Source organism: Streptomyces sp. NPDC000983, from assembly GCF_040299205.1.
Taxonomy (GTDB): domain Bacteria; phylum Actinomycetota; class Actinomycetes; order Streptomycetales; family Streptomycetaceae; genus Streptomyces.
Window position 1 is genome coordinate 150,880 of sequence record NZ_JBEPBM010000010.1, and the last position, 24,680, is coordinate 175,559.

Below are 24,680 nucleotides of genomic sequence, written 5' to 3' on the forward strand. Positions count from 1 at the left end.
GTCCCCATCGCGCGAAGAGGAACCTAGCAGACTGCCGGGCCGGGCCAGAAGAGTGCCAGGAAAACGAACCGGTTCGATCATCGAGTGGAGACAACCGGTCCCCTGGGTAATTCACCGAACGGCCCATTGACACCCTTCTTGATCGCCGAGAACAATCGGTGACTTCTTGCCGGAATAACTCTTTGCCAAAGCCTTGGCAAAGTGGGGGGATTGATCGTGAGACCACTCAACCGGCCTCGGAGACGGGGATTTTCGAGGCTTTCCCTGGTCCTGTTACTCGTCACGGCACTGCTCGGCGGAGCCTTCCTGTCCGCCGGGGCGCAGGCGGCGGGCGACAGGGACCGGGGACGCGGCGAATCGCACGGAACCCGGTCCGGACTCAACCGGGTAGACCTCAAGAACTGGGCGAAGGCCCAGCTCAAGGCCGACCGGGCGCGGCACGACCGGCCGCGCGCCAAAGCCCGGGCGGCCCTCGCCCCGGCGCGGAAGACGGCAACCGCACTCGCCTCGGCCGTCGGCCGCCAGGCGGCCCTCGCCGCACCGGCCGAGGTCGGACCCGCCGCCGGGACGGCCACCCTCGTCCTGTACGACACGGCCGGCCCCTACGGGCACCTCGGCGAGCTGTACGCGATGGCCGCGGCCAACCTCGCGGGCCACTTCGGCGAGGTGACCGCCAAGCCCGTCTCGCAGTACACCGCGGGCCTGGTCGAGTCGTACACCGCCACGGTGTACATCGGCTCGACCTACTACTGCTGCGACGTCCCGGACGCGGTCCCGGCCGCCTTCTACCAGGACGCCATGACCACCACCAAGCCCGTGACCTGGATGGGGGCCAACATCTGGAACATGGCCGGCGCCGTCGGCGTCGCCCAGTTCACCCAGAAGTACGGCTGGGACCCGACGACGTCGTACTACGAGGACGGCGGCTCCGTCGGCACCGTCACCCAGGTGACGTACAAGGGCCAGACGCTCACCCGGAAGATCCCGGCCGGGCAGGACGGCGGGGTCCTGCGCCCCAACGTGCTGACGGGTGCCGGATATCCGCAGGTCACCCGGGTCGCCGAGGGTCTGGACAGCTCCAACGGGCACACCTTCGGCTGGGCCGTCCGCTCGTCCAACCTCACCTACATCGGTGAGATCCCCTTCGCCTACGTCTCCGAGAGCGACCGGGTCATCGTCTTCGAGGACCTGCTCTTCGACGCCCTCGCCCCGGCCACCGCCGAACGGCACCGGGCGATCGTACGACTGGAGGACATCAGCCCCAACTCCGAACCCTCGGAACTGCGGGCCATCGCCGACTACCTGTACGCGGAGCAGATCCCGTACGGCATCAACGTCATCCCCGTCTACACCGACCCCAACGGCGCCTACAACAACGGCGTCCCGGAGACGGTGAAGCTCACCGACCGGCCCCAGCTGGTCAACACGCTGAAGTACATGCTGGACCGGGGCGCCGTGCTGATGAACCACGGCTACACCCACCAGTACGGCAACGCGGCCAACCCCTACAACGGCGTCAGCGGCGACGACTTCGAGTTCTACCGGGCCCATGTGGACTCCGCGGACAGCGTGATCTACGACGGGCCGGTCACCGGGGACTCCGCCGCCTGGGCCCAGGGGCGCGTCGACAGCGCGCTCGCCGAGTTCGCGGCGGCGGGACTGCCGAGGCCGAACCTGTGGACGACCCCGCACTACGCGGGTTCCGCCACCGATTACCAGGTCTTCAGTTCGAACTATGCGGCCCGACTCGAACGCTCGCTGTATTTCTCCGGAACGCTCAGCGGCACCGCGTCGGATCCGAACCGTTTCATCGGACAGTTCTTCCCGTACGTCGTCCGTGATGTGTACGGGACCAAAGTGATTCCCGAAAACATCGGGAATTACGAGCCGGAGGCATACAACAACCATCCGCCCCGCCTGCCGGCCGACCTGATCGCCTCGGCCAGGGCCAACCTCGCCGTACGGGACGGCTTCGCCAGCTTCTTCTACCACCCGTACTTCCCCGTCCAGCCCCTGCGGGAGACGGTGGAGGGCATCAAGGCCCTGGGCTACACCTTCGTCAGCCCCGCGAGCCTGTGAGGCGGCAGTGAGGGGGAGGACCGCCGTTGTGACGGCGGCGGTCCTCCTCGCCGCCGGCTGCCGGGCGCCGTCCCAGCCGTCCCAGGAGACGCCCGTGATCCGCGGCATCACCCTGCCCTCGTGGTACCGCACCGACTACGACAGCCCCGACGCCGACCGCTATCTGCGGGACATCCACGCCACCGGGGCCCGCTGGGTCACCTTCACCCCTACCTGGTACCAGAAACACCCCGCCGACTCCGCCGTCGGACGCACCGAGGAGACCGCCGACGACGCGAGCCTGCGCCGGATCGTGGAGCGGGCCCACGCACTCGGCCTGAAGGTGATGATCAAACCCCATGTCGACCTGCCCGGCGACGTGGACCGCGCCGAGATCCGCCCCCGCGACCGCGCCGCCTGGTTCGCCTCCTACCGCCGCCTGATCACCCACTACGCCGCCCTCGCCGCCGACACCGGAACCGAGATGCTCGCCGTCGGCACCGAACTCGCCGGCGTCTCCGGCGACCGCGACGCCTGGCGCGAGGTCGTCACCGCGGTCCGCGAACGCTACGACGGCACCCTCACCTACGCCGCCAACTACGACGAGTACCGGCACATCCGGTTCTGGCGCGACCTGGACCTGATCGGCATCGACGCCTACTGGCCGCTCTCCGACCGCCCCACCGACTCCGGCGACCGCCTGCGCCGGGCCTGGAAACCCATCGGCGAGAGCCTCGCCGCCTACTCCCGCGAACAGGGCCGGCGCATCCTGTTCACCGAGGCCGGCTACGTCAGCCAGCACGGCACGACCACCGCCCCCTACGACTGGACGGTCAGCACCCGCCCCGGCGCCGCCGAACAGGCCGCCGCCTACCGGGCCCTGCTGGACACCTTCACCGGCCGCCCCTGGTGGGCCGGCGTCTGCTGGTGGATGTGGGACGACTGGCCCGACAGCGCGGAAACCCCCGCCCACCTCGCCTACACCCCCCACGGCAAACCCGCCGAGCGGGTCCTCAAGGAGGCATGGGCCGCCGACTAGGGTCCTAGGGCAGCCGGTACGGCTCCCCGTACATCCGCCAGGTCAGCGGGGTGCCGAAGTCCAGGTTGCCGTTGTACAGCCACTCCCGCTGCGCGGTGTCTATGCGCGAGGTGTCCGCGGTGGCCTTCTTGCGGAGCATGGCCTGCTTGCGGATGTCGAGGAAGATGTCCAGGTACGCCTTCTCCGAACCGCCCTTGGCGGGCAGCTTCGCCTCGTGCAGCGCGCGCTCCCGCAGACCGTAGAAGCCGTTCGCGCTCAGGTCCGGGCCGTGCAGCACCATCGCGTCGAAGTAGATGAACTGCCCGAGCGTGCCCAGCCCGTCCAGCTTGGCGAGCCGGACCGCGGGGTCGAAGTAGACGCTGTCGCGCTCCTCGTCCTGAGCGTCACGGAACGCCTGCTGCTTCGCCTCCGCCCGCCACGCCGCCGGGAACCCCTCCAGACCCTCGTGCGAGTCCGTGCCGTCCACCTCGCGCAGGGCGGGCAGATAGCGGGCCAGCGCGTTGTCCGGGTACTTCTCGGTGTACCGCTCCACCAGCGCGAGCAGGTCGTGGGTGCCGGTGCAGAAGCCGACGACGCCGGCCGTGTAGCCGCACCCGTCGCCGTTGTCCTCCACGCTGGCGTAGCCCAGCCGCCAGTTCAGGCTGGAGAACTCGGCGGAGGCCGTGACCTTCAGCGCGAGTTCCTTCTCGTCGGCCGCCGCCAGACCGGGCGGGAGGCTCGCGATCGTCTTCTCGTCCGCGGCCCGCTCCGACTCCGCCCGCTCCTTGGCCTCCTCACGGGCCAGCTCGGCCACCGGTATGGCGCTGTCCGGGCTCCGCGCCGAGTCGGTGGGCATCAGGAAGTACGCGCCCGCCGTGAGCACGACGGGCACCGCCGCGAATGCCAGGATTCCCTTACGTTTCATGTGAGCCCTCCGACTCGAATCGCCGCCGCCAGGATCAGCAGCACCAGCACCCCCGCGCACGCCGCCACCTGGATCGGCGTGCGCCGCGGACCACGCGGTACGTACGCGTACGCCAGCGCCACCGCCCCGCCCGTCAGCAGCCCGCCCAGATGGCCCTGCCAGGACGTCAGCCCCGCGGACAGCAGCAGCCACAGCAGCAGGAACCCCATGAACCGGTTGACCCCGCGCATGTCGGCGCCGATCCGCCGGGCCACCACGTAGTACGCGGCCCCCAGACCGAACACCGCCCCGGACGCGCCCAGCGAGGACTGCCCCGGATCGGCCAGCAGCAGCGCGCAGACCGACCCGCCGAGCGCCGACAGCAGGTACAGCGCCAGATACCGGGACCGCCCCAGCATGGGCTCCACCACCCGGCCCAGCGTCCACAGAGAGAACATGTTCATCACGATGTGCATCAGCCCGAAGACGCCGTCGGTGGGCTCCAGGTGCAGGAACGCGCTGGTGATCAGCCGCTCCCACTCCCCGGCGGCGACACCCTCGGCCCGGAACCCCTCCGGCTGCGGCGACATGTACACGTAGTAGCCGCCGTCCGGGCCCAGCATCCGCGCCCCGACCAGCGAGAACCGCTCCACGATCGACGGGCGCAGCACCTCCGCCAGATACGCCAGCACGTTCACCGCGATCAGCGCGATCGTCACCACCGGCGGGCCCGAGATCCGGCCGCCGACGACGGTCCGCGCCTGCCGGACCGACCTGGCCCCCTCCCGGACGCACTCCACGCACTGGTAGCCCACGGCCGCCTCACGCATGCAGTCCGGGCAGATGAACCGCTCGCAGCGCGTGCAGCGGACGTACGACTCCACCGCGGGATGGCGGTAGCAGGTCGTGACGGCGGACTCGGGTTCCAAGCCGGCTCTCCTCGAAACGCATGTGGACGGGCTGTGAGCCGGTGGGGGCGGCGGCGAACAAAATAACCAACAGCCGGGCATGCCGGGAGAGGCGGGTCCGCAGTGACGTAGCCTCGGCAGCCTGACGGTCGAGATCAAGGGGGAAACCGGATGGCCGCGATCAGCCTCAGCAAGGTCCAGGAGACGGCGCCCGCGCTGGTCGACGCGTACAGGAGCGCCGGGGTGTCACTCACCAAGCACGGCCTGGACGGGCTGCGCGCCGCGGTCTACCTGGTGGTCGACTACTCAGGGTCGATGAAGCCCTACTACAAGGACGGCAGTGTGCAGGCGCTCGCCGACCGCGTCCTCGGGCTCTCCGCGCACCTCGACGACGACGGACGGGTGCCGGTGGTGTTCTTCTCCACCGACGTCGACGCCGAGACCGACATCGCCCTCGCCGACCACCAGGGCCGCGTCGACCGGATCGTGGCCGGGCTCGGACACATGGGCAAGACCAGCTACCACCTGGCCATGGACGCCGTCATCGACCACTACCTCGACAGCGGCTCCCGCGAGCCCGCCCTGGTCGTCTTCCAGACCGACGGCGGCCCGATCAACAAGCTCGCCGCGGAACGGTACCTGTGCAAGGCCGCCCGGCTGCCGCTGTTCTGGCAGTTCATCGGCTTCGGCGACCCGAACAGCAAGCAGTTCGACTATCTGCGCAAGCTCGACGAGCTGTCCGTGCCGGACAAGCGGGCGGTGGACAACGCCGGCTTCTTCCACGCCGGCCAGGACCCGCGCAAGGTCTCCGACGCCGACCTCTACGACCGCCTGGTCGGCGAGTTCCCCCAGTGGCTGGCGGCCGCCCGGGCCCAGGGCATCCTGCCTCCGGGCGCCTGACGTTCCTTCGCCGCGGCGGGTCACCAGCGGCGGTCACCGGCACCGAGCACGGCCGCGCGGCACTCCTCGGGGCTGCCCCAGGCGGTGCGCAGGGCGCGCGCCTTGGTCAGCCACAGCGACAGGTCGCACTCCGCCGTGTAGCCGATCGCGCCGTGCAACTGCAGTGCGGTGCGCGCGGTCGCGTACGCGGCCTCGCAGGCCGCCGCCTTCGCCGCGGCGACCTCGGCGGGGGCCAGGGTGAGGGCGGCACCGAGGACGAGGGGGCGCGCGAAGGCGAGGGCGACCTCGGCGTCGGCGAGCCGGTGCTTGACGGCCTGGAACGAGCCGACGGGGACGCCGAACTGGGTCCGCCGACGGACGTGCTCGACCGTCCGGTCGAGCAGGGCCTGCCCCACGCCGAGGGCCTGGGCTGCGGTGACCAGCCGGGCGAGCGGTACGGCTCGCGCCGCGGACGGGCCCAAGGGGAGCGGTTCCGGCCCCTCCAGCGCGGTCAGCCGCCGGGCGAGGTCGAGCGAGCGGCGCACGGGGCCGTGCCCGGAGCACCGGAACAGGCCCGCGGGGGTGAGGGCGAGCCACAGGCCGGCAGCGTCGCCGTCGAGGGCGTAGGGGCCGGTGTGGGGTTCGGTGCCGGGGGTGTCGGGGTTGGCGCGGGGGGTCCTGGGTTCGGTGTTGGGGGTGCCGGGGTTGGCGCCGGGGGTGCCGGGTTCGGTGTCGGGGTTGGCGCCGGGGGTGCCGGGCCCGGTGTCGGCGGTGCCGGTGCCGTCACCGGGGGTGCCGGGTCGGGTGCCGACTCCGGTGCAGGGCCCGTCGCCGGAGGTGCCGGGTTCCGTGCGGGGGGCGCCGGTTCGGGTGCCGGGGCCCGCGCCCGCTCCGGTGCCGGGGCCCGTGCCCGCCCCTGTGTCGGCGGGCGGTGTGCCGGTGTGGGCCACCGTGGCCATCGTCTCGCCCGTCACCAGCCGCTCGGTGAGTTTCGCGTCGGGGAGGAGCAGCGCCGCGGTGACGGTCTCCACCAGCGGGCCGGGGACCGCGTGCCGGCCCAGTTCCACGAACGCGAGCGCGAGTTCCACGGGCCGCACCCCGACCCCGCCGGCCTCCTCCCCGGCGGCGAGCGAGAACACCCCGGCCCCGGCGAGCCGCGCCCACAGCGCCCGCCCGACCGCGTGCTCGCCCCGGCTCCACTCCCGTACGACGGCCGGGGTGTCCGCGCGGCTCAGCATCGCGTCCAGGGAGGCGGCGAAGGCCCGCTGTTCACGGTCGGGCAGGAACCGCATCAGCGCCGCCCCCTGGGCAGGCCCAGCAGCCGCTCGGCGATGATGTCCCGCTGGATCTCGTTGGTCCCCGCGTAGATCGGGCCCGCGAGGGCGAAGACGTACCGCTCGGCCCAGGCGGAGTCCGCCAGCTCGCCCTCCTCGCCGAGCAGGTCGAGGGCCGTCTCGTGCAGGGCGAGGTCGAACTCCGACCAGAAGACCTTGTTCAGGCTGGACTCGGCGCCCAGCCGCTCGCCGTCCCGGACGCGGGAGGCGGCGGCGTAGGTGTGCAACTGGTGGGCGCGGGCGCCGATCAGGGCGTCGGCGACCCGGTCCCGCTGTGCCGCGGGCCGCCCCCTGGCCTCCCACAGCCGCAGCAGCCGCTGGGCCGCGGCCAGGAAGCGGCCCGGTGAACGCAGCTTCAGCCCCCGTTCGTTGCCCGCCGTGGACATCGCGATCCGCCACCCCTGGCCGGGCTCGCCGACCACGTCCTCGTCCGGGACGAAGACCTCGTCCAGGAACAGTTCGGCGAAGGCCGGTCTGCCGTCCAGCCGGCGGATCGGGCGGACCGTCACCCCGGGGGCCCGCAGGTCGAACATCAGGTAGACCAGGCCCTCGTGGGGTCCCGGCGCGTCCGGGTCGCTGCGGAACAGGCCGAACGCGCGGTCCGCGAAGGCGGCCCGGGACGACCAGGTCTTCTGCCCCGTAAGCAGCCAGCCGCCCGCCGTACGTTCGGCCCGGGCCCGCAGCGACGCCAGGTCCGAGCCCGCCTCCGGCTCCGACCACGCCTGCGCCCAGACCACCTCACCGGTCGCCATCGGCGGCAGCACCCGGGCCCGCTGCTCGGGGGTGCCGAAGTCGAACAGGGTCGGCGCGAGCAGCCCGATGCCGTTCTGCCCGACCCGGCCGGGCGCGTCGGCCGCGTAGTACTCCTCCTCGAACAGCAGCCACTGCACCAGCGAGGCGCCCCGGCCGCCGTACTCCACCGGCCAGTCGACCACCGACCAGCGGTCCGCGGCCAGTTCGGCCTCCCACACGCGGTGCGCCGCGAAGCCCTCCTCGGTCTCCAGGGAGGGCAGCGGCCGGGCCGGCACCCGCTCGCGCAGCCAGGCCCGGGCCTCGGCGCGCAGGGCCGTCTCCTCCTCGGTGAACGTGAGATCCATCGGCCGCCACTCCTTCCCTAACAAGTGTTTGGTAGGTTAGCGTGCCCCTATGACAGGCGTCGAGAGCCCCGCGTACGTCCCGGGGCACGGGCTGCTGAAGGGACGCACCGCCGTCATCACGGCGGCCGCCGGCACGGGCATCGGCGGGGCCACCGCCCGCCGCTTCCTGGAGGAGGGCGCCCGCGTACTCGTCAGCGACGCCCACACCGGACGTCTCAAGGAGCATCAGGCCGTACTCGCCGCCGAGTTCGGCGCCGACCGGGTCACCGCCGTCCCCTGCGACGTCACCGACGAGGACCAGGTGGCCGCCCTCTTCGACACCGCCCTCACCGACCACGGACGCCTCGACGTCGTCGTCAACAACGCCGGGCTCGGCGGGACTTCGGCGCTGGTCGACATGAGCGACGACCAGTGGTCGAAAGTCCTCGACGTGACCCTCACCGGCACCTTCCGCTGCACCCGCGCCGCCCTGCGCCGGATGCGGGGACCCGGCGGAGTGATCGTCAACAACGCCTCCGTCCTCGGCTGGCGCGCCCAGGCCGGCCAGGCCCACTACGCCGCCGCCAAAGCCGGCGTGATGGCCCTGACCCGCTGCGCCGCGATCGAGGCCGCCGCTCACGGGGTCCGCGTCAACGCCGTCGCGCCCAGCCTCGCCATGCACCCCCACCTGGTGAAGGTGACCTCGCCCGAACTCCTCGCCGAACTCACCGCACGCGAGGCCCTCGGCCGGTACGCCGAACCCTGGGAGGTCGCCAACACGATCGTCTTCCTGGCGTCCGGCTACTCCTCCTATCTGACCGGAGAGGTCGTCTCCGTCAGCGGACAGCATCCGTAGGACGAGAATGGAACCGTGCCGACCAAGAAGAAGCCCCAGGTGACGGCCGCGCCCGCGCGCCGCCGCGAACTCCTCGACACAGCCGCCGAGGTCTTCGCCGAGCAGGGCTACAACGCCACCACCGTCCGCAAGATCGCCGACCACGCGGGCATGCTCGCGGGCAGCCTCTACTACCACTTCGACTCCAAGGAATCGATGCTGGAGGAGATCCTGCGCACCTTCCTCGACGAGCTCTGGGACGGCTACGACACCGTCCTCGGCGCCGACCGCGGCCCGCGCGAGACCCTCGAAGCACTGGTCACCGAGTCGTTCCGGGAGATCGACCGGCACCGCGCCGCCGTCGCGATCTACCAGAAGGAGAGCAAGCAACTGGTGGCGCAGGAGCGGTTCGCGTTCCTCGCCGAGTCCCAGCTGAGGTTCGAGAAGGCGTGGCTGTCCACGCTGGAACGCGGGGTCGAGGACCGGGTCTTCCGGGCCGACCTCGACGTCCGGCTCACCTACCGGTTCGTGAGGGACACGGTGTGGGTCGCCGCGTCCTGGTACCGGCCCGGCGGACACCACAGCCCGGAGGAGATCGCCCGGCAGTACCTGTCGATGGTGCTGGACGGGATCGCCGTACGCACATAACGCCCACCCCGGGAGAGGGAGTCGTCATGGCCGAGGCCTACATCGTCGAAGCGGTCCGCACGCCCGTGGGGCGGCGCGGGGGAGGGCTCGGCCGGGTCCACCCCGCCGACCTCGGCGCGCACGCCCTCAAGGAACTCGTGGCCCGCGCGGGCATCGACCCGGCGGCCGTCGACGACGTCGTCCTCGGCTGCCTCGACGCCGTCGGCCCGCAGGCCGGGGACATCGCCCGCACCTGCTGGCTGGCCGCCGGACTGCCCGAGGAGGTGCCGGGCGTCACCGTCGACCGGCAGTGCGGATCCTCCCAGCAGGCCGTGCACTTCGCGGCCCAGGGCGTCCTCTCCGGCACCCAGGACCTGGTCGTCGCCGGCGGCGTGCAGAACATGTCGATGATCCCGATCGCCTTCGCCACCCGGCAGGCCGCCGAACCGCTCGGACTGACCGAGGGCCCCTTCGCCGGCAGCGAGGGCTGGAAGGCCCGGTACGGCTCCCGGCCCGTGAACCAGTTCGCCGGCGCCGAGATGATCGCCGCGAAATGGGGCATCGGCCGCCGCGACCAGGAGGAGTTCGCCCTGCGCTCCCACCAGCGGGCGGTCCGCGCACTCGACGAGGGCCGCTTCGACCGCGAACTCGTCGCCCTCGGCGAGGTGACCGCCGACGAGGGCCCGCGCCGCGACACCTCACTGGAGAAGATGGCCGCGCTCAAACCGGTCATCGACGGCGGCACCGTCACCGCCGCCTGCTCCTCCCAGGTCTCCGACGGAGCGGCGGCCATGCTCCTCGCCTCCGAGCGGGCGGTCCGCGAACACGGGCTGACCCCCCGGGCCCGCGTGCACCACCTGTCGGTGCGCGGCGAGGACCCGATCCGCATGCTCACGGCGCCGATACCGGCCACCGCGCACGCCCTGAAGAAGACCGGCATGACCATCGACGAGATCGACCTCGTCGAGATCAACGAGGCCTTCGCACCCGTCGTCCTGGCCTGGCTGAAGGAGACCGGCGCGGACCCCGCCCGGGTCAACGTCAACGGCGGCGCCATCGCCCTCGGCCACCCCCTGGGCGCCACCGGCGTACGGCTGATGACGAGCCTGCTGCACGAACTGGAGCGCACCGGCGGCCGGTTCGGCCTCCAGACGATGTGCGAGGGCGGCGGCCAGGCCAACGTGACGATCATCGAACGGCTGTAGGGGGCCGCGAAAAGCCCGCGGCGTACGCGCCACCCGCTCGCCTCGGTCAGGCGGGCGGCAGCGTGCCCATGGTGCGGCCCGCCTCGGACATGATCCGGTCGACCAGTTCCCGGCACGAGGGCAGGTCCTCGATCACCCCGGCGACCTGCCCGGACGCCATCACCCCCAGATCCGTACGGCCCTCGACCATCGACGCCCGCAGCAGCATCGGGGTGTTCGCGGCGAGCAGGACCTGGCTCCAGGTCAGCTCCTTGCCGTGTCTGAGGGCCCGCCCGTCCCGCAGCATCCGGTGCCAGCCCACCCCGGACAGCCGCCGCAGGGCCGCCGCCCGCCGCACCGCCCGCAGCAGGGACCGGGCCCGCCCGGACCGCTCCAGCGCGTCGACGAGCTCCGTGCGCAGCATGCGGTGCGGCAGCCCGTCCACCGCCCTGGTGACGGTGACGTCCCGGACCGTCGCCGCCAGATAGCGCGCCTTGACGGCGTCCGGGACCGTCGAGTCCGACGTCAGCAGGAACCGGGTGCCCATGGCGACGCCCGCGGCACCGTAGGCCAGCGCCGCGACCAGCCCCCGCCCGTCGAAGAAGCCGCCCGCCGCCACCACGGGGATCCGCACCGCGTCCACCACCTGCGGCAGCAGCACCGTCGTCGCCACCTCCCCGGTGTGCCCGCCCCCCTCACCGCCCTGCACGATCACCGCGTCCGCGCCCCAGGCGGCCACCTTCTCGGCGTGCCGCCGCGCCCCGACGGTCGGGATCACCACCACTCCCGCCCCCTTCAGCTCGGCGATCAGCTCGGCCGAGGGCGCCAGCGCGAACGACGCGACCCGCACCCCCTCCTCGACGATCACCCGCACCCGGTCCCCGGCGTCCCCCGCGTCCGCCCGCAGATTCACCCCGAACGGCTCCGGCGTACGGGACTTGACCTCCCGGACCGCCTCCCGCAGCCGGTCGACGGACATGGTCGCCGAGGCCAGCACGCCGAGCGCGCCCGCGTTCGCCGCCGCAGACACCAGCCGGGGCCCGGCCACCCAGCCCATCCCGGTCTGCACCAGCGGATGCCGGACCCCGACCAGCCGGGTGAGCGCCGTCTCCATCAGCGGTCCACCTCCCGCGCCCGGCTGCCCGCCGGATCGATCACCTCGCGGATCAACCGCAGCTCGTCCGGGGCGGGTTCACGCGTGTACGGCACCTCGTCCGCGACCGTCAGCGCGAAACCGGTCGCCTCCCGGACCTCCTCCACGCTCACCCCGGGATGCAGCGACGCCAGCCGCATCGACCGGTCGGGGGTGTCGAAGTCGAAGACACCGAGGTCGGACACGACCCGCCCCAGCCGGTGGTGACGGGCACCGGCGGCCCGGTCGTGACCGACCCCGCACACCATGTCCACGCGCTCGACGAAGACCCGCCGGGAGTGCCGGGGCACCCAGTAACTGGTGGGATTGTTCAGGGTGTTGACCGGAGCCCCCCGCACCCCGAGGAGCTGCCGTCGCGGCTTCTCCCACGGTCCGACGCACGCGATGTTCTGGTTGCCGAAGCGGTCGATCTGGCTCGCGCCCATCATGACGTGCCGCCGCCCCCCGGTGACCACGTCCAGATGGCGCCGGTAGGGCAGCCAGCCTTCCACGGTGCCGTCCGCGGCGACCAGCATCGCCTCCCCGTCGGTGAGCAGCAGCTCCGGCGCGAACGTCAGCCGTGCCAGCCGGGCGCCCACGGAGGGGACCAGGCCCATGGGGCTGGCCAGGACCTCCCCGGCGCCCCGCCAGGTCTCGGCGCAGGCGATCACGCAGTACTCGGCGCGGGTGACGGTCATCGCTCCTCCGGTGCGTGCGGCAGGCGCCCGGCGTACTGCTCCCAGGGCGTGGTCGCGTACTCCCGCTGCGCGGCCTCGTCCCGCCCGTAGTCGGGGGCGCAGGAGGTGAAGTGCGCGCCGTTCGGCGCCTCGACCACCCCGGTCACGGTGTGCCGCGAGATCAGCAGGGTCTGCGGCGCCCCCGACTTCGTCAGCTCCGCGGTGTCCACGATCCGCTCGCAGGACACGTACGCGGCGTCGGCGGCCTCGCAGAACAGGTCGTCGAAGTACGGGTCGGGGCCCAGGTACTGGCCGTTGCCCCGCCGGTCCGCGCGGTTGACGTGCACCAGGGCCGCGTCCAGCCGCAGCGCCGGCACCGCGACGAACGTCTCCCCGTCCTCGTACGGCGAAGTCACCGTGCGCAGCGCCGGGTTGACCCGCATCACGTCCGAGCCGAGTGCGGTGCGCACCGGCAGGAACGGCATCCGGTGCGCGGCGGCGCGCAGCCCCCACAGGAACATCGCCTCGTCGAGCTCGGTCAGCTCCAGCCCGCCCCGCTCCCGGGCCGCGCGGTAGTTCGGCTCCAGGGGGATGGAGTCGAGGGTGACGAACGGCGCGACCAGGCGGCGGATCCGTCCGGCGGCGGCGAGCATGCCGACGTCCGGTCCACCGCAGGAGACGACCGTGAGATCGGTGATCCCGGTCCGGAGCACTGCTCTCACCAGGGCCATCGGCTTGCGGCGGGAGCCCCAGCCGCCGATGCCCAGGGTCATGCCGTCGGCGAGCCGGGACACCGCCTCCTCGGCGGTGAGCGTCTTGTCCACCTGGTCCCTCACTCAGCCACCGCCTTGTCCGAAGGTGTTCCGCACCCGGTCCCCGACACCGCTGACACTCGCCTCGTAGGTGAAGCCCTGCTCGAAGCGGTAACTGCGGTGCACGTCCACCGGATCGATGCCGTTGAGGGCCGCCTTCGCCAGACGCAGCAGCTCGCCGTCCTTGGCGGCGATCTCCCGCGCCAACTCCAGCGCCACCTCCCGCAGTTCCTCGCGCGGCACCACCCGCCACACCGAACCGTGCGCGTGCAGTTCGGCCGCCGACACCGTCCGCGCGGTGAAGTACAGGGCGCGCAGCAGGTGTTGGGGGACCAGCCGGGCCAGGTGGGTGGCGGCGCCCAGGGCACCGCGGTCCAGCTCCGGCAGCCCGAAGACGGCGTCCTCGCTGGCCACGACCACGTCCGCGTTCCCGGCCAGCCCCACACCCCCGCCGAGACAGAAGCCCTGCACCGCAGCCACCACCGGCACCTCGCACCGGTACACGGCCGAGAACGCCTCGTAGCAGCCCCGGTTGACCCCGACGAGCGCGTTCCCGCCGCTGCCCTGGAGCTCCTTGATGTCCACGCCCGCGTTGAATCCCCGGCCGGCCGCCGCCAGCACCACGCACCGCACCCGTGGATCCCGGCCCGCCTCCCGCACCGCGTCGGCCAGCGCGAACCAGGCGTCCACCGGCAGGGCGTTGACGGGCGGACGGTCCACCGTGACGAGACGGATCCCGTTTTCCGGGGACGAGGTGGAGACACTCATGGGCGCATCAGCTACCTTCCACCTAACGTTTGTTAGGTGGAAGGTAGCAGCGGAACGAACGGAACGGGAGCCATCGGATGGACCTGAACGGGAAGCTCGCCGTCGTCACCGGCGGCACCCGCGGAGTCGGCGCCGGCATCGCCGACGCCCTCGCCCGCGCCGGCGCCCACGTCGTCGCCGGCGCCCGCAGACCACCCGAAGTCCCCGCACCCGGCGTCGAGTTCCACCCACTCGACGTCCGCGACCCGGCGTCCGTGGACCGCTTCCTCGCCGCCCTGCCCCGGCTGGACGTCCTGGTGAACAACGCGGGCGGCACCCCCTACCGGCTGCTCACCGACGCCGACGCGGAACGGCACGCGCGCGTGGTGCAGCTCAACCTCCTCGCCCCCCTCACGGTCACCCTCGCCGCCCACGCCCTGCTGCGCCGCTCCCGGGGCAGCGTGGTGATGATCGGCAGCGTCAGCGGCCACCGCCCCTCCCCGGGCTCCGCCGCCTACGGCGCGGCCAAGGCGGGACTGGACAGCCTCGCCCGCTCCATGGCGGCCGAGTGGGCACCCGAGGTCCGCGTCAACACCCTGGTCGTCGGCATGGTCCGCACCGAACTGTCCCACCTGCACTACGGCGGCCCCAGCGGCCTGGCGGCCGTCGCCCGCACCGTCCCCCTCGGCCGGCTCGCCGAACCGGCCGACGTCGGCGCGGCGGCCGTCTTCCTCGCCTCCGACGCCGCCGCCTACATCACCGGCGCGAGCCTCCACGTCCACGGCGGCGGAGAACGGCCCGCCTTCCTCGACGCGGCGGCACCGACGACGAAGGGAGCCGCATCATGAACGGCATCTGCGAAGGACGGGTCGTCGTCGTCACCGGCGCGGGCCGGGGACTGGGGCGGGCCCACGCGCTCGCCTTCGCCGCGGAGGGCGCCCGCGTCGTCGTCAACGACCTCGGCGTCGGCCTCGACGGCACCCCCGACGCCGACAGCCCCGCCGCCCGCGTCGTCGCCGAGATCCGCGCCGCCGGCGGCGAAGCCGTCGCCCACGGTGCCGACATCGCCACGACACCGGGCGCCGCCTCCCTCGTCCGCACGGCCCTCGACACCTACGGCCGCCTCGACACCCTCGTCAACAACGCCGGGTTCCTCCGGGACCGGATGCTGGTCAACCTCGACGAGGAGGAGTGGGACGCCGTGGTCCGCGTCCACCTCACGGGGCACTTCCTGCCACTGAAGCACGCCGCAGCCCACTGGCGCGCCGAGACCAAGGCGGGCCGGCCCCCGGCGGCCCGGATCGTCAACACCAGCAGCGGCGCTGGGCTGCTGGGCGCGGTGGGACAGGGCAACTACAGCGCCGCCAAGGCCGGCGTGGTCGCCCTGACCCTGGTGGCGGCCGCCGAACTCGCCCGCTACGGCGTCCAGGTCAACGCCGTCGCCCCCGCCGCCCGCACCAGGATGACGGAACGCACCTTCGCCGACCGCATGGCACCCCCCGAAACCGGCTTCGACACGATGGCCCCGGAGAACGTCTCCCCCCTCGTCGTCTGGCTCGGCTCAACAGCCTGCACCGGAGTAACCGGCAGAGTCTTCGAAGCGGAAGGCGGCCGCATCACGGTAATGAATGGCTGGCACAGAGGCCCCACCACCACCAACCCCACCCGCTGGACCCCGACCGAGGCAGGCGAAACAACCCGAGCCCTCCTAGCAAAGGCCCCACAACCAGCCCCGGTCTACGGACAATAGACTCCGCCCCCACCCCGCGACCACCAAGACCCCCGGTTGCCACCGCACGGACAGCGCGCGCCCTCACCCCAGGGGCGCGGGGAACTGCGCGACCAGCCACAACGAGCCCGCACCTGCCAAAGAACACCCGCACCCCCGGTGCCCCGAAGCGCACCCAGAGAAGTCCTACGTGTCACATTCCAGAACCGTCCGACACAACCCGCACCGCACCCGCACCCGCCCCGCCACAGCCACCCGAATCCGCTGCTGACAGGTAGGACAAGGAAACGAGACCCGCAACCGCCCCCCACCATCCGCACTGAACGAATACCCCGCCCCCACCCCACCCCCCTGCCGCCGGTCCCGCGCATACCGCCGCCGCCCCGCCCACCCCGCCGCCACCAACGGCGGCCGCTCCCCGTCCCGCCGGGCCTCCGCCAGCCCCTTCCCGTACGCCGTGTACGCCTGCGCACTGGTGAACCACACGGAGGGATCCTCACCGAAGACCAACGCCCGCTTGCCGAGCACGTACCCGAACTCCTCCGGCGTCAGATACCCCAGCTTCTGCGACGACGCCCCGTCCTCCCGGTACGCGTCCAGCAGCAGCCACCCGGCCCCCAGATACGCCGTCGCCGTGTCCGTGAGGATCTCGTTGTCCCGGGTACCGGGGAACGACAGATCCAGCCGGTGCAGATACACATGCATGATCTCGTGCGCCAACGCCGCCCCGATATCCCGCCGATGCGTCCGGAACCGGTCGTTCAACTCCACGAAGTACTCGGGCCCCGCGGCGAGTTCGACGTTCGCCGCATGCGTCATCTCACGGAAGCTCACGATGATCCGCGCGTCCGGCAGCCGATAGTGCCGCACCAGCTCCCGGGCCACCCGCTGCGCCCCCAGATGCAGATCGTCCGTGTCGCAGAAGGCCACGTCGGCCGGGACCACACTGCTCGCGAACGTCCGGACGGTGTCGTTCGACAACCGCTTGTACAGGGCCGTGATCGCCGCCCGCACCGTCTCCAGGTGCGGGTAGCCGTGCTCGACCGGTCCGCCGCTCGTCACGTCCCAACCCCCAAGACGCCTGAACCCCCATCCACTCTACGGGGATGTGAGGGATATTTCCCCGGGCGGGTTCCCTCGCGGGTGCGTGAGATCCGTCCTTGCCATCACCCCGCCTTGATCCTCATACTGCGGGCCGCCCAACCCCCCACGAAAGGACATGCGTTGACCCATAACCAGCCCAAGAGAAGCGCCGGCCTGACCCTTGCCAGAAGGGCCGCGGCCCTCGGCGCCGTCACCCTCGCCGTCGCCTCCCTCCAGCCCCTGAGCGCCGCCCAGGCCGCGGACACCCGCGTCGTGGGAGGAACGCCCGCGGTACAGAGCGAGTTCCCCTTCATGGTCCATCTCTCGATGGGCTGCGGCGGGGCGCTGTACAAGAAGGACGTCGTCCTGACCGCCGCCCACTGCATGGACGGCTCCGGCAACAACACCCGCATCACCGTCACCGCCGGCGTCAACGACCTGAACTCCTCGGCGGCCATCAAGGTCAAGTCGACCAAGGTCAAGGTCGCCCCCGGCTACGACGGCACCGGCAAGGACTGGGCGCTCGTCAAGCTCGCCAAGCCGATCGACAAGCCCACCCTGAAGCTCGCCACCACCGACCGCTACAACCGCGGCATGTTCACGATCGCCGGCTGGGGCGACACCCGGGAGAGCGCGGGCACCGGCAGCAACAAGCTGCTCAAGGCCACCGTGCCGTTCGTCGCCGACCGCGTGTGCAAGCGCCACTACGGCAACCGCCTGGTCGCCAAGGAAGAGATCTGCGCCGGCTGGACCCGCGGCAGCGTCGACACCTGCCAGGGCGACTCCGGCGGCCCCATGTTCCGCAAGGACGACGCCGGCAAGTGGATCCAGGTCGGCATCGTCAGCTGGGGCGACGGCTGCGCCCGCGCGGCCGTGCCCGGCGTCTACACCCAGGTGAACACCTTCGCCGCCGACATAGCCCGGGCCGCGTCGGCCCTCTGAGCACCCGGCACGGCACGGCACCGGCACCCGGCGCCACCCGGCACACGGCACCACGGGCCGCACGCCCCCTTCCACAGGGAGGGGGCGTGCGGCCCGCTTCCGTAGAGGCACCCGGCACGGCGAGGCGCAGCCACACCGGAACCAGCCCATCCGCCGAAGAGCCACCCACCCCCCGCACCGTAGGCTTCACGCCCATGACCACCAGCAACACCACCACCGGTGACGTCGACCCCGCCGTCCGCGCGGAACTCGCCCGCCTGCGCGACAGCATCGACAACATCGACGCCGCCGTCGTCCACATGCTCGCCGAACGCTTCAAGTGCACCCAGCAGGTCGGCCACCTCAAAGCGGCCCACCAGCTGCCGCCCGCCGACCCCACCCGCGAAGCCAGCCAGATCGCCCGCCTGCGCACCCTCGCCGAGAACGCCAAACTCGACCCGGCCTTCGCCGAGAAGTTCCTCGGCTTCATCATCGCCGAGGTCATCCGCCACCACGAAAGCATCGCCGAGGACACCAACCACCCCGACCCGCCCACGGCCGACTGACGACCCCCGACCCTCCCCGCGCGTGACACGGCCCACCCCCAGCGGGCATGCTGCGCTGTGCACTCCTCGTCAGCCGGCGGGCACACCCCGTCAGCGCCACGGACCCGAGCCGGTCGCGCCCTGCGGGAGGGACGTCACGCCATGGAGCCGGACGCCAAAATCCTCATCGTCGACGACCACCAGGACACCCTCTACGCCCTGGAGAGCGCACTCGCCCCCCTCGGCCACCACCTCAGCCGCGCCACCACCGCGGACGACGCCCTCAAACAGGTCCTGCGCGGACACGTCGGCCTCCTCCTCCTCGACGTCCGCCAACCCGACGCCGGCGGACTCGACGTCGTCCGCTACATGCGCCGCCTCGAACAGACCCAACACATTCCGGTCATTCTCCTGACCGGCTTCGGCCCCGACCAGGAACTCACCTCCACCGCCTTCCACCTCGGCGTCGCCGACCTCGTCATGAAACCCATCGACCCCTGGGTCCTGCGCACCAAAGTCCGCTACCTCTACGACACCCACCAGCGCCACCGCGCCCTCCAGGCCGAGATCCGCGAACTCCGCGCCCGCACCGCACCCCACGAAGCCGACAGCACACCCGCCGCACCCCGCCCCGACCCCCGCGTACCCCCGCAACGCGACACCACCGGCGCCCGCCCGGCGCAGGACAGGACATAGACCGCGTACCGATCCGCCCCTGTGCCCGACCCCGCCCATCAGGCAGCATGTCCTGCATGTCCGTACTGATGCGCGACGAAGCGCAGACCCGTGCCCAACTCCTCGACGTCCGCCGCTACACGATCGAACTCGATCTCACCACCGGCGACGAGACCTTCGACTCCACCACCGTCATCCGCTTCACCACCCGCGCGGACGCGGACACCTTCGTCGAGGTCAAGCCCGCGGAACTGCGCTCGGTCACCCTCGACGGACACCCCCTCGACCCGGAGACCCTCGACGGCAACCGCCTGCCCCTCGAGCACCTCACCGCCGGCGACCACGAACTCCGCGTCGAAGCCGCCATGCGCTACTCCCGCACCGGCGAAGGCATGCACCGCTTCACCGACCCCAGCGACGGCGAGACCTACGTCTACACCCAGCTCTTCATGAACGACGTCCAACGCGTCTTCGCCGCCTTCGACCAGCCCGACCTCAAATCCGTCTTCGACCTCACCGTCAAGGCCCCCGAAGGCTGGACCGTCCTCGCCAACAGCATCACCGAACACACCGACGGCCTCTGGAAAGCCGCCCCCACCCCCCTGATCTCCACCTACCTCGTCGCCGTCGCCGCAGGCCCCTGGCACTCCGTCACCACCCAGCACCGCGGACTGCCCTTCGGCCTCCACTGCCGGGCCTCCCTCGCCCCCCACCTCGACACCGACACCGACGAACTCTTCGAGATCACCAAGCAGTGCTACGACCGCTACCACGAGAAGTTCGACGAGCCCTACCCCTTCGACTCCTACGACCAGGCGTTCGTCCCCGAATTCAACGCCGGCGCCATGGAGAACCCCGGCCTCGTCACCTTCCGCGACGAATTCGTCTACCGCTCCGCCGTCACCGACACCGAACGCCAGACCCGCGCCATGGTCATCGCCCACGAGATGGCCCACATGTGGTTCGGCGACCTCGTCACCCTCGCCTGGTGGGACGACATCTGGCTCAACGAGTCCTTCGCCGAGTACATGGGCTACCAGACCCTCACCGAGGCAACCCGCTTCACCGACACCTGGACCGACTTCGGAGTCGTCCGCAAAGGCTGGGGCTACGACGCCGACCAACGCCCCTCCACCCACCCCGTAGCACCCGAAGCCGTCGACGACACCGCCTCCGCCCTCCTCAACTTCGACGGCATCTCCTACGCCAAGGGCGCCTCCGCACTCCGCCAACTCGTCACCTGGCTCGGCGAGAAGGACTTCCTCGCCGGCATCAACACCCACTTCGCACGCCACAGGTTCGCCAACGCCACCCTCGCCGACTTCATCGACTCCCTCGCCGCCCACACCGACCGCGACGTCCACGCCTGGGCCGACGCCTGGCTCCGCACCACCGGCGTCGACACCCTCACCCCCACCGTCACCCGCGGCACCGACGGCACCCACACCCTCCACATCCAGCACACCGGCAGCCGCCCCCACCGCATCACCGTGGGCCTCTACGACCTCGACATCGCCGACGAAGGCCACCACCTCGCCCTGCGCGAACGCCTCGACCTCGACATCCCCCAGCACGAACCACAGCCCATCGGCAAACGCCCCACCCTGCTCCTCCTCAACGACGGCGACCTCACCTACACCAAGGTCCGCTTCGACCCGCACTCCTTCGACGGCGTCCGCACCGCCCTGTCCGGACTCCCCGAACCCCTCAGCCGCGCCGTCGTCTGGAACGCCCTCCGGGACGCCGTACGCGACGGCGAACTCCCCGCCACCGCCTACCTCGACACCGCCCGCACCCACCTCCCACGGGAAACCGACCTCGCCCTCGTCCAGGGCGTCCTCGGCTTCGCCTCCACCCAGGTCGCCGACCGCTACCTCACCCCCGAACAGCGCCCCGCCGCCCTCACCACCCTCACCACCCTGTGCCGCGACCTCATCCGCCGCACCGAGGACGGCGACCACCCCGGTCTGCGCCTCATCGCCGTACGCCACTGCATCGACGCCGCCACCCACCCCGAACCCATCGCCACCTGGCTCGCCGACGGCACCGTCCCCGGCGGACCCGAACTCGACCCCGACCTGCGCTGGCGCATCCTCGGCCGACTCGCCGTCCTCGGCGAGACCGACGAAGCCACCATCGCCGCCGAACTGCGACGCGACCCCAGCGCCACCGGCCAGGAAGGCGCCGCCCGCTGCCGCGCCGCCCTCCCCGACCCCGACTCCAAAGCCCGCGCCTGGGACGCCATGTTCAACGGCGACGACCTCTCCAACTACCTCCTCACCGCCACCGCCCAGGGCTTCTGGCAACCCGAACAGGCCGAACTCCTCCAGCCGTACGTCGCCCGCTTCTACACCGACGCCGTCGCCGTCGCGGACCGCCGCGGCCCCGCCATCGCCGACGTCCTCGGCCGCTGGGCCTTCCCCGTGCACGCCGTCGACACCGAGACACTCCGCCTCGGCGAAGCCACCCTCGACGACCCGAACCTCATCCCCGCACTGCGCCGCAAGCTGACCGACCAACTCGACGACCTCAGCCGCGCGTTGCGCGTGCGACAGCAGTAACCCCACGCGACGGGAGGGGGCCGGCACGGCCCCTCCCGGGCACCCGAACTACCCCCTTTCGGGTTCGCTCGCCGGGCTTTTCGGACACCACACGGCAACGGCGTACAAGCTGGACCTCATGAGCACGCCGCCACCCCTCGCCTCGGGCCCCCAAGGCCCCCACGCCCTGAGGCCGCTGCTCGACACCGTCCTCACCGCCCTCCACGACGGCACCCACGCCCGCGGCGGACCACTCCCCGCCGGCGGACCCGACACCGTCGCCGCACGCCTGCGCCACGCCCTCGGCGAGATCCTCCCCGAGCAAGGCGACCCCGACGCCCTCTACACCCTCGTGCGCGCCGTCACCGAAGGCTCGGCGGACCCCGCCCACCCCCTCTGCGCGGCCCACCTGCACTGCCCACCCCTCGCCGTCGCCACCGCCGCAGACCTCGCCGCCAGCGCCCTCAACCCCTCCCTCGACTCCTGGGACCAGGCCCCCGCCGCCTCGGAACTCGAAACCCTCCTCACCCGCGAACTCGCCCGGCTCACCCTGAACCCCGGGCGCGACCGTGCCAAAGGCGCCGGGGGAGACCCCGACGGAAACCCCAGGGCCGACACCGGGCCGACCCCCGACGCCCTCGTCACCACCGGCGGCACCGAGTCCAACCAACTCGCCCTGCTCCTCGCCCGCGAGACCCACCCCGGCGTACGCCTCATCCACGGCACCAACGCCCACCACTCCCTCCCCAGAGCAGCCTGGCTCCTCGGCCTCCCCGAACCCGTCGCCGTACCCGCCCCCACCGGCACCCTCGACCCCACGACCCTCGACGCAACCCTCACCCGGCTACCGGGCCCCCACCTCGTCGCCGCCACCGCGGGCACCACCGACGCCGGCCACATCGACCCCCTCCCCGCCCTCGCCGCCGTCTGCGCCCGCCACCACGCCCGCCTGCACATCGACGCCGCATACGGCGGCGGCCTCCTCTTCAGCGACCGCCGCCGCCACCTCCTCAACGGCCTCCACACCGCCGCCACCATCACCCTCGACCTGCACAAACTCGGCTGGCAACCCGTCGCCGCCGGCCTCCTCGTCGTCCGCGACCCCACCGACCTGCAAGCCCTCCACCAACAGGCCGACTACCTCAACGCCGACGACGACACCGAAGCCGGCCTCCCCGACCTCCTCGCCCGCTCCCCCCGCACCACCCGCCGCCCCGACATCCTCAAAATCGCCGCCACCCTCAAAACCCTCGGCCGCCAAGGCATCGGACACCTCGTCGACCAGGTCTGCGACCGCGCGGCCGAACTCGCCGACCTCATCGACGCCCACCCCCGCTTCGAACTCCACCACCGGCCCACCCTCAGCACCGTCCTCTTCCGGCCGGCAGCCGCCACCGACGACACCGTCGCCGCCCTACGACGCCACCTCCTCACCGACGGACAAGCCGTCCTCGGCCGCGCCCACCTCGACGGCCGACTCTGGCTCAAAGCCACCCTCCTCAACCCCCACACCCACCCGAGCGACCTCACCACCCTGCTCGAACTCGCAGAAAGAACCACCCCCCGATGAACCCCACCCCCGAAACCCCCCGCGACCTCGTCGGCATCGGCATCGGCCCCTTCAACCTCTCCCTCGCCGCCCTCGCCCACCCCCTCACCGAACTCGACGCCGTCTTCTACGACCAGCGCCCCACCTTCGACTGGCACCCCGGCCTCCTCATCGAAGGCACCACCGTCCAAGTCCCCTTCCTCGCCGACCTCGTCACCCTCGCCGACCCCACCAGCCCCTGGACCTTCCTCAACTACCTCAGAACCCGCGACCGCCTCTTCCCCTTCTACTTCGCCGAGCGCTTCCACACCCACCGCGCCGAATACGACGCCTACTGCCGCTGGGTATCGCAGAACCTCCCCGCCCTCCACTTCGGCCACCAGGTCGACGCCGTCCGCTTCAACCCCGAACGCGACCTCTTCGAAGTCGACTTCACCCAACTCGACACCGACGGCGAAGCCGAAGCCCTCGGCCGCACCCACACCCGCAACATCGTCCTCGGCATCGGCACCGAGCCCTACGTACCCGACCCGCTCAAACCCCTCGCCGACGCCCCCGGCGTACCCGTCCACCACGCCGCCCACTACCTCCACCACCGCGCCGAACTCCTCAACGCCGGCCACATCACCGTCGTCGGATCAGGACAGTCCGGAGCCGAGATCTTCCTCGACCTGCTCCGCGCCCGCCCCACCGGCCAAGAACGCCTCACCTGGATCGGCCGCACCCACGCCTTCGCCCCCATGGAGTACTCCAAACTCGGCCTCGAACACTTCACCCCCGACTACACCCGCTACTTCCACGCCCTCACCGAACCCGTCCGCGACCGCCTCAACACCACCCAATGGCAACTCCACAAGGGCATCGACACCGACACCCTCACCGCCATCCACGACGAGCTCTACCGACGCACCCTCCACGGCGGCTGGCCCGACACCCGCCTCACCCCCGGCGTCCACGTCCGCACCGCAGGCCGCATCGCCAACACCCGCATCGAACTCCACCTCGAACACACCGAACAGAACACCCGCGACCGACTCACCACCGACGCCGTCATCCTCGCCACCGGCTACCGCGAACGCCCCCTCGACCGCCTCCTCGCCGGACTCGACCCCTACCTCCGCCGCGACAGCCGCGACCGCCCCCGCGTCGACGCACAGTTCCGACTCGACCTCGACCCAGCCGTCACCGGAGCCGGCTGCCACATCTACGTCCAGAACGCCGAACGCCACACCCACGGCGTCGGCACCCCCGACCTCGGCCTCGCCGCCTGGCGCGGCGCCACCATCCTCAACACCCTCACCGGCAACAACCCCTACCCCCTCCCCACCCGCACCGCCTTCACCCACTTCGGCCTGGAAACACGACAGCCCCAGATCCCGTCCGCGCGCCGCCCGAAGGCACTGACACCACTGCTGGACGGGATCTGAGGCTCCCCGAAGGCCCCGCG

Annotated in this window: 23 protein-coding genes; 14 read left to right on the plus strand and 9 right to left on the minus strand. The window is 71.9% G+C overall.

Features of this window, described 5'->3' with window-relative positions:
• The first annotated feature begins 216 nt into the window (after positions 1-216).
• The gene (locus ABT296_RS14260) at positions 217-2,079 is read left to right on the plus strand and encodes a DUF2334 domain-containing protein (RefSeq protein ID WP_351926848.1); all 1,863 of its coding nucleotides are present in this window, start codon (positions 217-219) and stop codon (positions 2,077-2,079) included.
• A gap of 28 nt (positions 2,080-2,107) precedes the next feature.
• A complete protein-coding gene (locus ABT296_RS14265; protein ID WP_351926850.1) occupies positions 2,108-3,097 on the plus strand; it encodes a glycoside hydrolase family 113 in 990 nt (329 codons plus the stop codon).
• Positions 3,098-3,101: 4 nt separating this feature from the next.
• Here ABT296_RS14265 and ABT296_RS14270 read toward each other — a convergent pair whose 3' ends face one another.
• Positions 3,102-4,001, minus strand: coding sequence for a chitosanase (locus ABT296_RS14270; protein WP_351926852.1), 900 nt, complete (start codon positions 3,999-4,001; stop codon positions 3,102-3,104).
• Positions 3,998-4,909 (minus strand): rhomboid family intramembrane serine protease, encoded by a 912-nt coding sequence (locus ABT296_RS14275; RefSeq protein WP_351926855.1) that lies wholly within the window; start codon positions 4,907-4,909, stop codon positions 3,998-4,000. Before ABT296_RS14275 ends, ABT296_RS14270 begins: the two co-directional genes overlap by 4 nt.
• A 150-nt stretch (positions 4,910-5,059) precedes the next feature.
• On the opposite strand from ABT296_RS14275, the gene ABT296_RS14280 reads away from it, so the two are divergent.
• Positions 5,060-5,788 carry a vWA domain-containing protein gene (locus tag ABT296_RS14280; protein ID WP_351926857.1) on the plus strand — a complete coding sequence of 243 codons (729 nt, stop codon included), beginning with the start codon at positions 5,060-5,062 and terminating at the stop codon, positions 5,786-5,788.
• Positions 5,789-5,808: 20 nt separating this feature from the next.
• Here ABT296_RS14280 and ABT296_RS14285 read toward each other — a convergent pair whose 3' ends face one another.
• Together ABT296_RS14285 and ABT296_RS14290 are read right to left on the minus strand one after the other, a co-directional pair.
• Positions 5,809-7,059, minus strand: a complete 1,251-nt coding sequence (locus ABT296_RS14285; RefSeq protein WP_351926859.1) for an acyl-CoA dehydrogenase family protein — start codon at positions 7,057-7,059, stop codon at positions 5,809-5,811.
• A complete protein-coding gene (locus ABT296_RS14290) occupies positions 7,059-8,198 on the minus strand; it encodes an acyl-CoA dehydrogenase family protein (RefSeq protein ID WP_351926861.1) in 1,140 nt (379 codons plus the stop codon). Before ABT296_RS14290 ends, ABT296_RS14285 begins: the two co-directional genes overlap by 1 nt.
• A 49-nt stretch (positions 8,199-8,247) precedes the next feature.
• Here ABT296_RS14290 and ABT296_RS14295 point away from each other — a divergent pair, with 49 nt between their 5' ends.
• From ABT296_RS14295 to ABT296_RS14305, 3 genes are read left to right on the plus strand one after another with little or no spacing between them, the layout of a single operon-like run.
• Positions 8,248-9,033 carry an SDR family oxidoreductase gene (locus ABT296_RS14295; RefSeq protein WP_351926863.1) on the plus strand — a complete coding sequence of 262 codons (786 nt, stop codon included), beginning with the start codon at positions 8,248-8,250 and terminating at the stop codon, positions 9,031-9,033.
• Positions 9,034-9,048: 15 nt separating this feature from the next.
• The gene (locus tag ABT296_RS14300; RefSeq protein WP_351926865.1) at positions 9,049-9,660 is read left to right on the plus strand and encodes a TetR/AcrR family transcriptional regulator; all 612 of its coding nucleotides are present in this window, start codon (positions 9,049-9,051) and stop codon (positions 9,658-9,660) included.
• Between the two features lie 26 nt (positions 9,661-9,686).
• On the plus strand, positions 9,687-10,844 hold the full coding sequence (locus ABT296_RS14305; RefSeq protein WP_351926867.1) for an acetyl-CoA C-acetyltransferase: 1,158 nt from the start codon (positions 9,687-9,689) through the stop codon (positions 10,842-10,844).
• A gap of 46 nt (positions 10,845-10,890) precedes the next feature.
• Here the strand turns inward: ABT296_RS14305 and ABT296_RS14310 are convergent, their stop codons facing one another.
• From ABT296_RS14310 to ABT296_RS14325, 4 genes are read right to left on the minus strand one after another with little or no spacing between them, the layout of a single operon-like run.
• On the minus strand, positions 10,891-11,937 hold the full coding sequence (locus tag ABT296_RS14310; RefSeq protein ID WP_351926869.1) for an NAD(P)H-dependent flavin oxidoreductase: 1,047 nt from the start codon (positions 11,935-11,937) through the stop codon (positions 10,891-10,893).
• Positions 11,937-12,653 carry a CoA-transferase subunit beta gene (locus ABT296_RS14315; protein WP_351926871.1) on the minus strand — a complete coding sequence of 239 codons (717 nt, stop codon included), beginning with the start codon at positions 12,651-12,653 and terminating at the stop codon, positions 11,937-11,939. The genes ABT296_RS14310 and ABT296_RS14315 overlap by 1 nt, the downstream gene beginning before the upstream one ends.
• Positions 12,650-13,468, minus strand: coding sequence for a CoA transferase subunit A (locus ABT296_RS14320; RefSeq protein ID WP_351926873.1), 819 nt, complete (start codon positions 13,466-13,468; stop codon positions 12,650-12,652). The genes ABT296_RS14315 and ABT296_RS14320 overlap by 4 nt, the downstream gene beginning before the upstream one ends.
• Positions 13,469-14,212, minus strand: coding sequence for an enoyl-CoA hydratase family protein (locus ABT296_RS14325; protein ID WP_351926875.1), 744 nt, complete (start codon positions 14,210-14,212; stop codon positions 13,469-13,471).
• A 77-nt stretch (positions 14,213-14,289) separates the two neighbouring features.
• Here ABT296_RS14325 and ABT296_RS14330 point away from each other — a divergent pair, with 77 nt between their 5' ends.
• Positions 14,290-15,039: an SDR family oxidoreductase gene (locus tag ABT296_RS14330; protein ID WP_351926877.1), complete on the plus strand. Its 750-nt coding sequence runs from the start codon at positions 14,290-14,292 to the stop codon at positions 15,037-15,039.
• Complete coding sequence (locus ABT296_RS14335; protein ID WP_351926879.1) at positions 15,036-15,941, plus strand: SDR family oxidoreductase; 906 nt, start codon at positions 15,036-15,038, stop codon at positions 15,939-15,941. Before ABT296_RS14330 ends, ABT296_RS14335 begins: the two co-directional genes overlap by 4 nt.
• Positions 15,942-16,106: 165 nt before the next feature.
• Here ABT296_RS14335 and ABT296_RS14340 read toward each other — a convergent pair whose 3' ends face one another.
• Positions 16,107-16,982 carry a hypothetical protein gene (locus ABT296_RS14340; protein WP_351926880.1) on the minus strand — a complete coding sequence of 292 codons (876 nt, stop codon included), beginning with the start codon at positions 16,980-16,982 and terminating at the stop codon, positions 16,107-16,109.
• 162 nt (positions 16,983-17,144) lie between these two features.
• Between ABT296_RS14340 and ABT296_RS14345 the strand changes: the two genes are divergently transcribed.
• From ABT296_RS14345 to ABT296_RS14370, 6 genes are all read left to right on the plus strand, one after another.
• The gene (locus ABT296_RS14345) at positions 17,145-17,945 is read left to right on the plus strand and encodes a S1 family peptidase (protein ID WP_351926882.1); all 801 of its coding nucleotides are present in this window, start codon (positions 17,145-17,147) and stop codon (positions 17,943-17,945) included.
• Between the two features lie 194 nt (positions 17,946-18,139).
• Positions 18,140-18,490 (plus strand): chorismate mutase, encoded by a 351-nt coding sequence (locus tag ABT296_RS14350; protein WP_351926884.1) that lies wholly within the window; start codon positions 18,140-18,142, stop codon positions 18,488-18,490.
• Between the two features lie 141 nt (positions 18,491-18,631).
• Complete coding sequence (locus ABT296_RS14355; RefSeq protein WP_351926886.1) at positions 18,632-19,165, plus strand: response regulator; 534 nt, start codon at positions 18,632-18,634, stop codon at positions 19,163-19,165.
• A 56-nt stretch (positions 19,166-19,221) separates the two neighbouring features.
• Positions 19,222-21,705: an aminopeptidase N gene (gene pepN, locus ABT296_RS14360; protein ID WP_351926888.1), complete on the plus strand. Its 2,484-nt coding sequence runs from the start codon at positions 19,222-19,224 to the stop codon at positions 21,703-21,705.
• Positions 21,706-21,823: 118 nt separating this feature from the next.
• Positions 21,824-23,254: a pyridoxal phosphate-dependent decarboxylase family protein gene (locus tag ABT296_RS14365; protein ID WP_351926890.1), complete on the plus strand. Its 1,431-nt coding sequence runs from the start codon at positions 21,824-21,826 to the stop codon at positions 23,252-23,254.
• On the plus strand, positions 23,251-24,660 hold the full coding sequence (locus ABT296_RS14370; RefSeq protein WP_351926892.1) for a lysine N(6)-hydroxylase/L-ornithine N(5)-oxygenase family protein: 1,410 nt from the start codon (positions 23,251-23,253) through the stop codon (positions 24,658-24,660). Before ABT296_RS14365 ends, ABT296_RS14370 begins: the two co-directional genes overlap by 4 nt.
• Positions 24,661-24,680: the final 20 nt, after the last annotated feature.

Coding starts and splice junctions, on each gene's coding strand:
- ABT296_RS14350 (WP_351926884.1), top strand. CDS start 18,140: ATGACCACCAGCAACACCACCACCGGTGACGTCGACCCCGCCGTCCGC.
- ABT296_RS14280 (WP_351926857.1), top strand. CDS start 5,060: ATGGCCGCGATCAGCCTCAGCAAGGTCCAGGAGACGGCGCCCGCGCTG.
- ABT296_RS14335 (WP_351926879.1), top strand. CDS start 15,036: ATGAACGGCATCTGCGAAGGACGGGTCGTCGTCGTCACCGGCGCGGGC.
- ABT296_RS14290 (WP_351926861.1), bottom strand. CDS start 8,198: ATGGATCTCACGTTCACCGAGGAGGAGACGGCCCTGCGCGCCGAGGCC.
- ABT296_RS14305 (WP_351926867.1), top strand. CDS start 9,687: ATGGCCGAGGCCTACATCGTCGAAGCGGTCCGCACGCCCGTGGGGCGG.
- ABT296_RS14355 (WP_351926886.1), top strand. CDS start 18,632: ATGGAGCCGGACGCCAAAATCCTCATCGTCGACGACCACCAGGACACC.
- pepN (WP_351926888.1), top strand. CDS start 19,222: ATGTCCGTACTGATGCGCGACGAAGCGCAGACCCGTGCCCAACTCCTC.
- ABT296_RS14310 (WP_351926869.1), bottom strand. CDS start 11,937: ATGGAGACGGCGCTCACCCGGCTGGTCGGGGTCCGGCATCCGCTGGTG.
- ABT296_RS14285 (WP_351926859.1), bottom strand. CDS start 7,059: ATGCGGTTCCTGCCCGACCGTGAACAGCGGGCCTTCGCCGCCTCCCTG.
- ABT296_RS14365 (WP_351926890.1), top strand. CDS start 21,824: ATGAGCACGCCGCCACCCCTCGCCTCGGGCCCCCAAGGCCCCCACGCC.
- ABT296_RS14315 (WP_351926871.1), bottom strand. CDS start 12,653: ATGACCGTCACCCGCGCCGAGTACTGCGTGATCGCCTGCGCCGAGACC.
- ABT296_RS14330 (WP_351926877.1), top strand. CDS start 14,290: ATGGACCTGAACGGGAAGCTCGCCGTCGTCACCGGCGGCACCCGCGGA.
- ABT296_RS14295 (WP_351926863.1), top strand. CDS start 8,248: ATGACAGGCGTCGAGAGCCCCGCGTACGTCCCGGGGCACGGGCTGCTG.
- ABT296_RS14370 (WP_351926892.1), top strand. CDS start 23,251: ATGAACCCCACCCCCGAAACCCCCCGCGACCTCGTCGGCATCGGCATC.
- ABT296_RS14325 (WP_351926875.1), bottom strand. CDS start 14,212: ATGAGTGTCTCCACCTCGTCCCCGGAAAACGGGATCCGTCTCGTCACG.
- ABT296_RS14270 (WP_351926852.1), bottom strand. CDS start 4,001: ATGAAACGTAAGGGAATCCTGGCATTCGCGGCGGTGCCCGTCGTGCTC.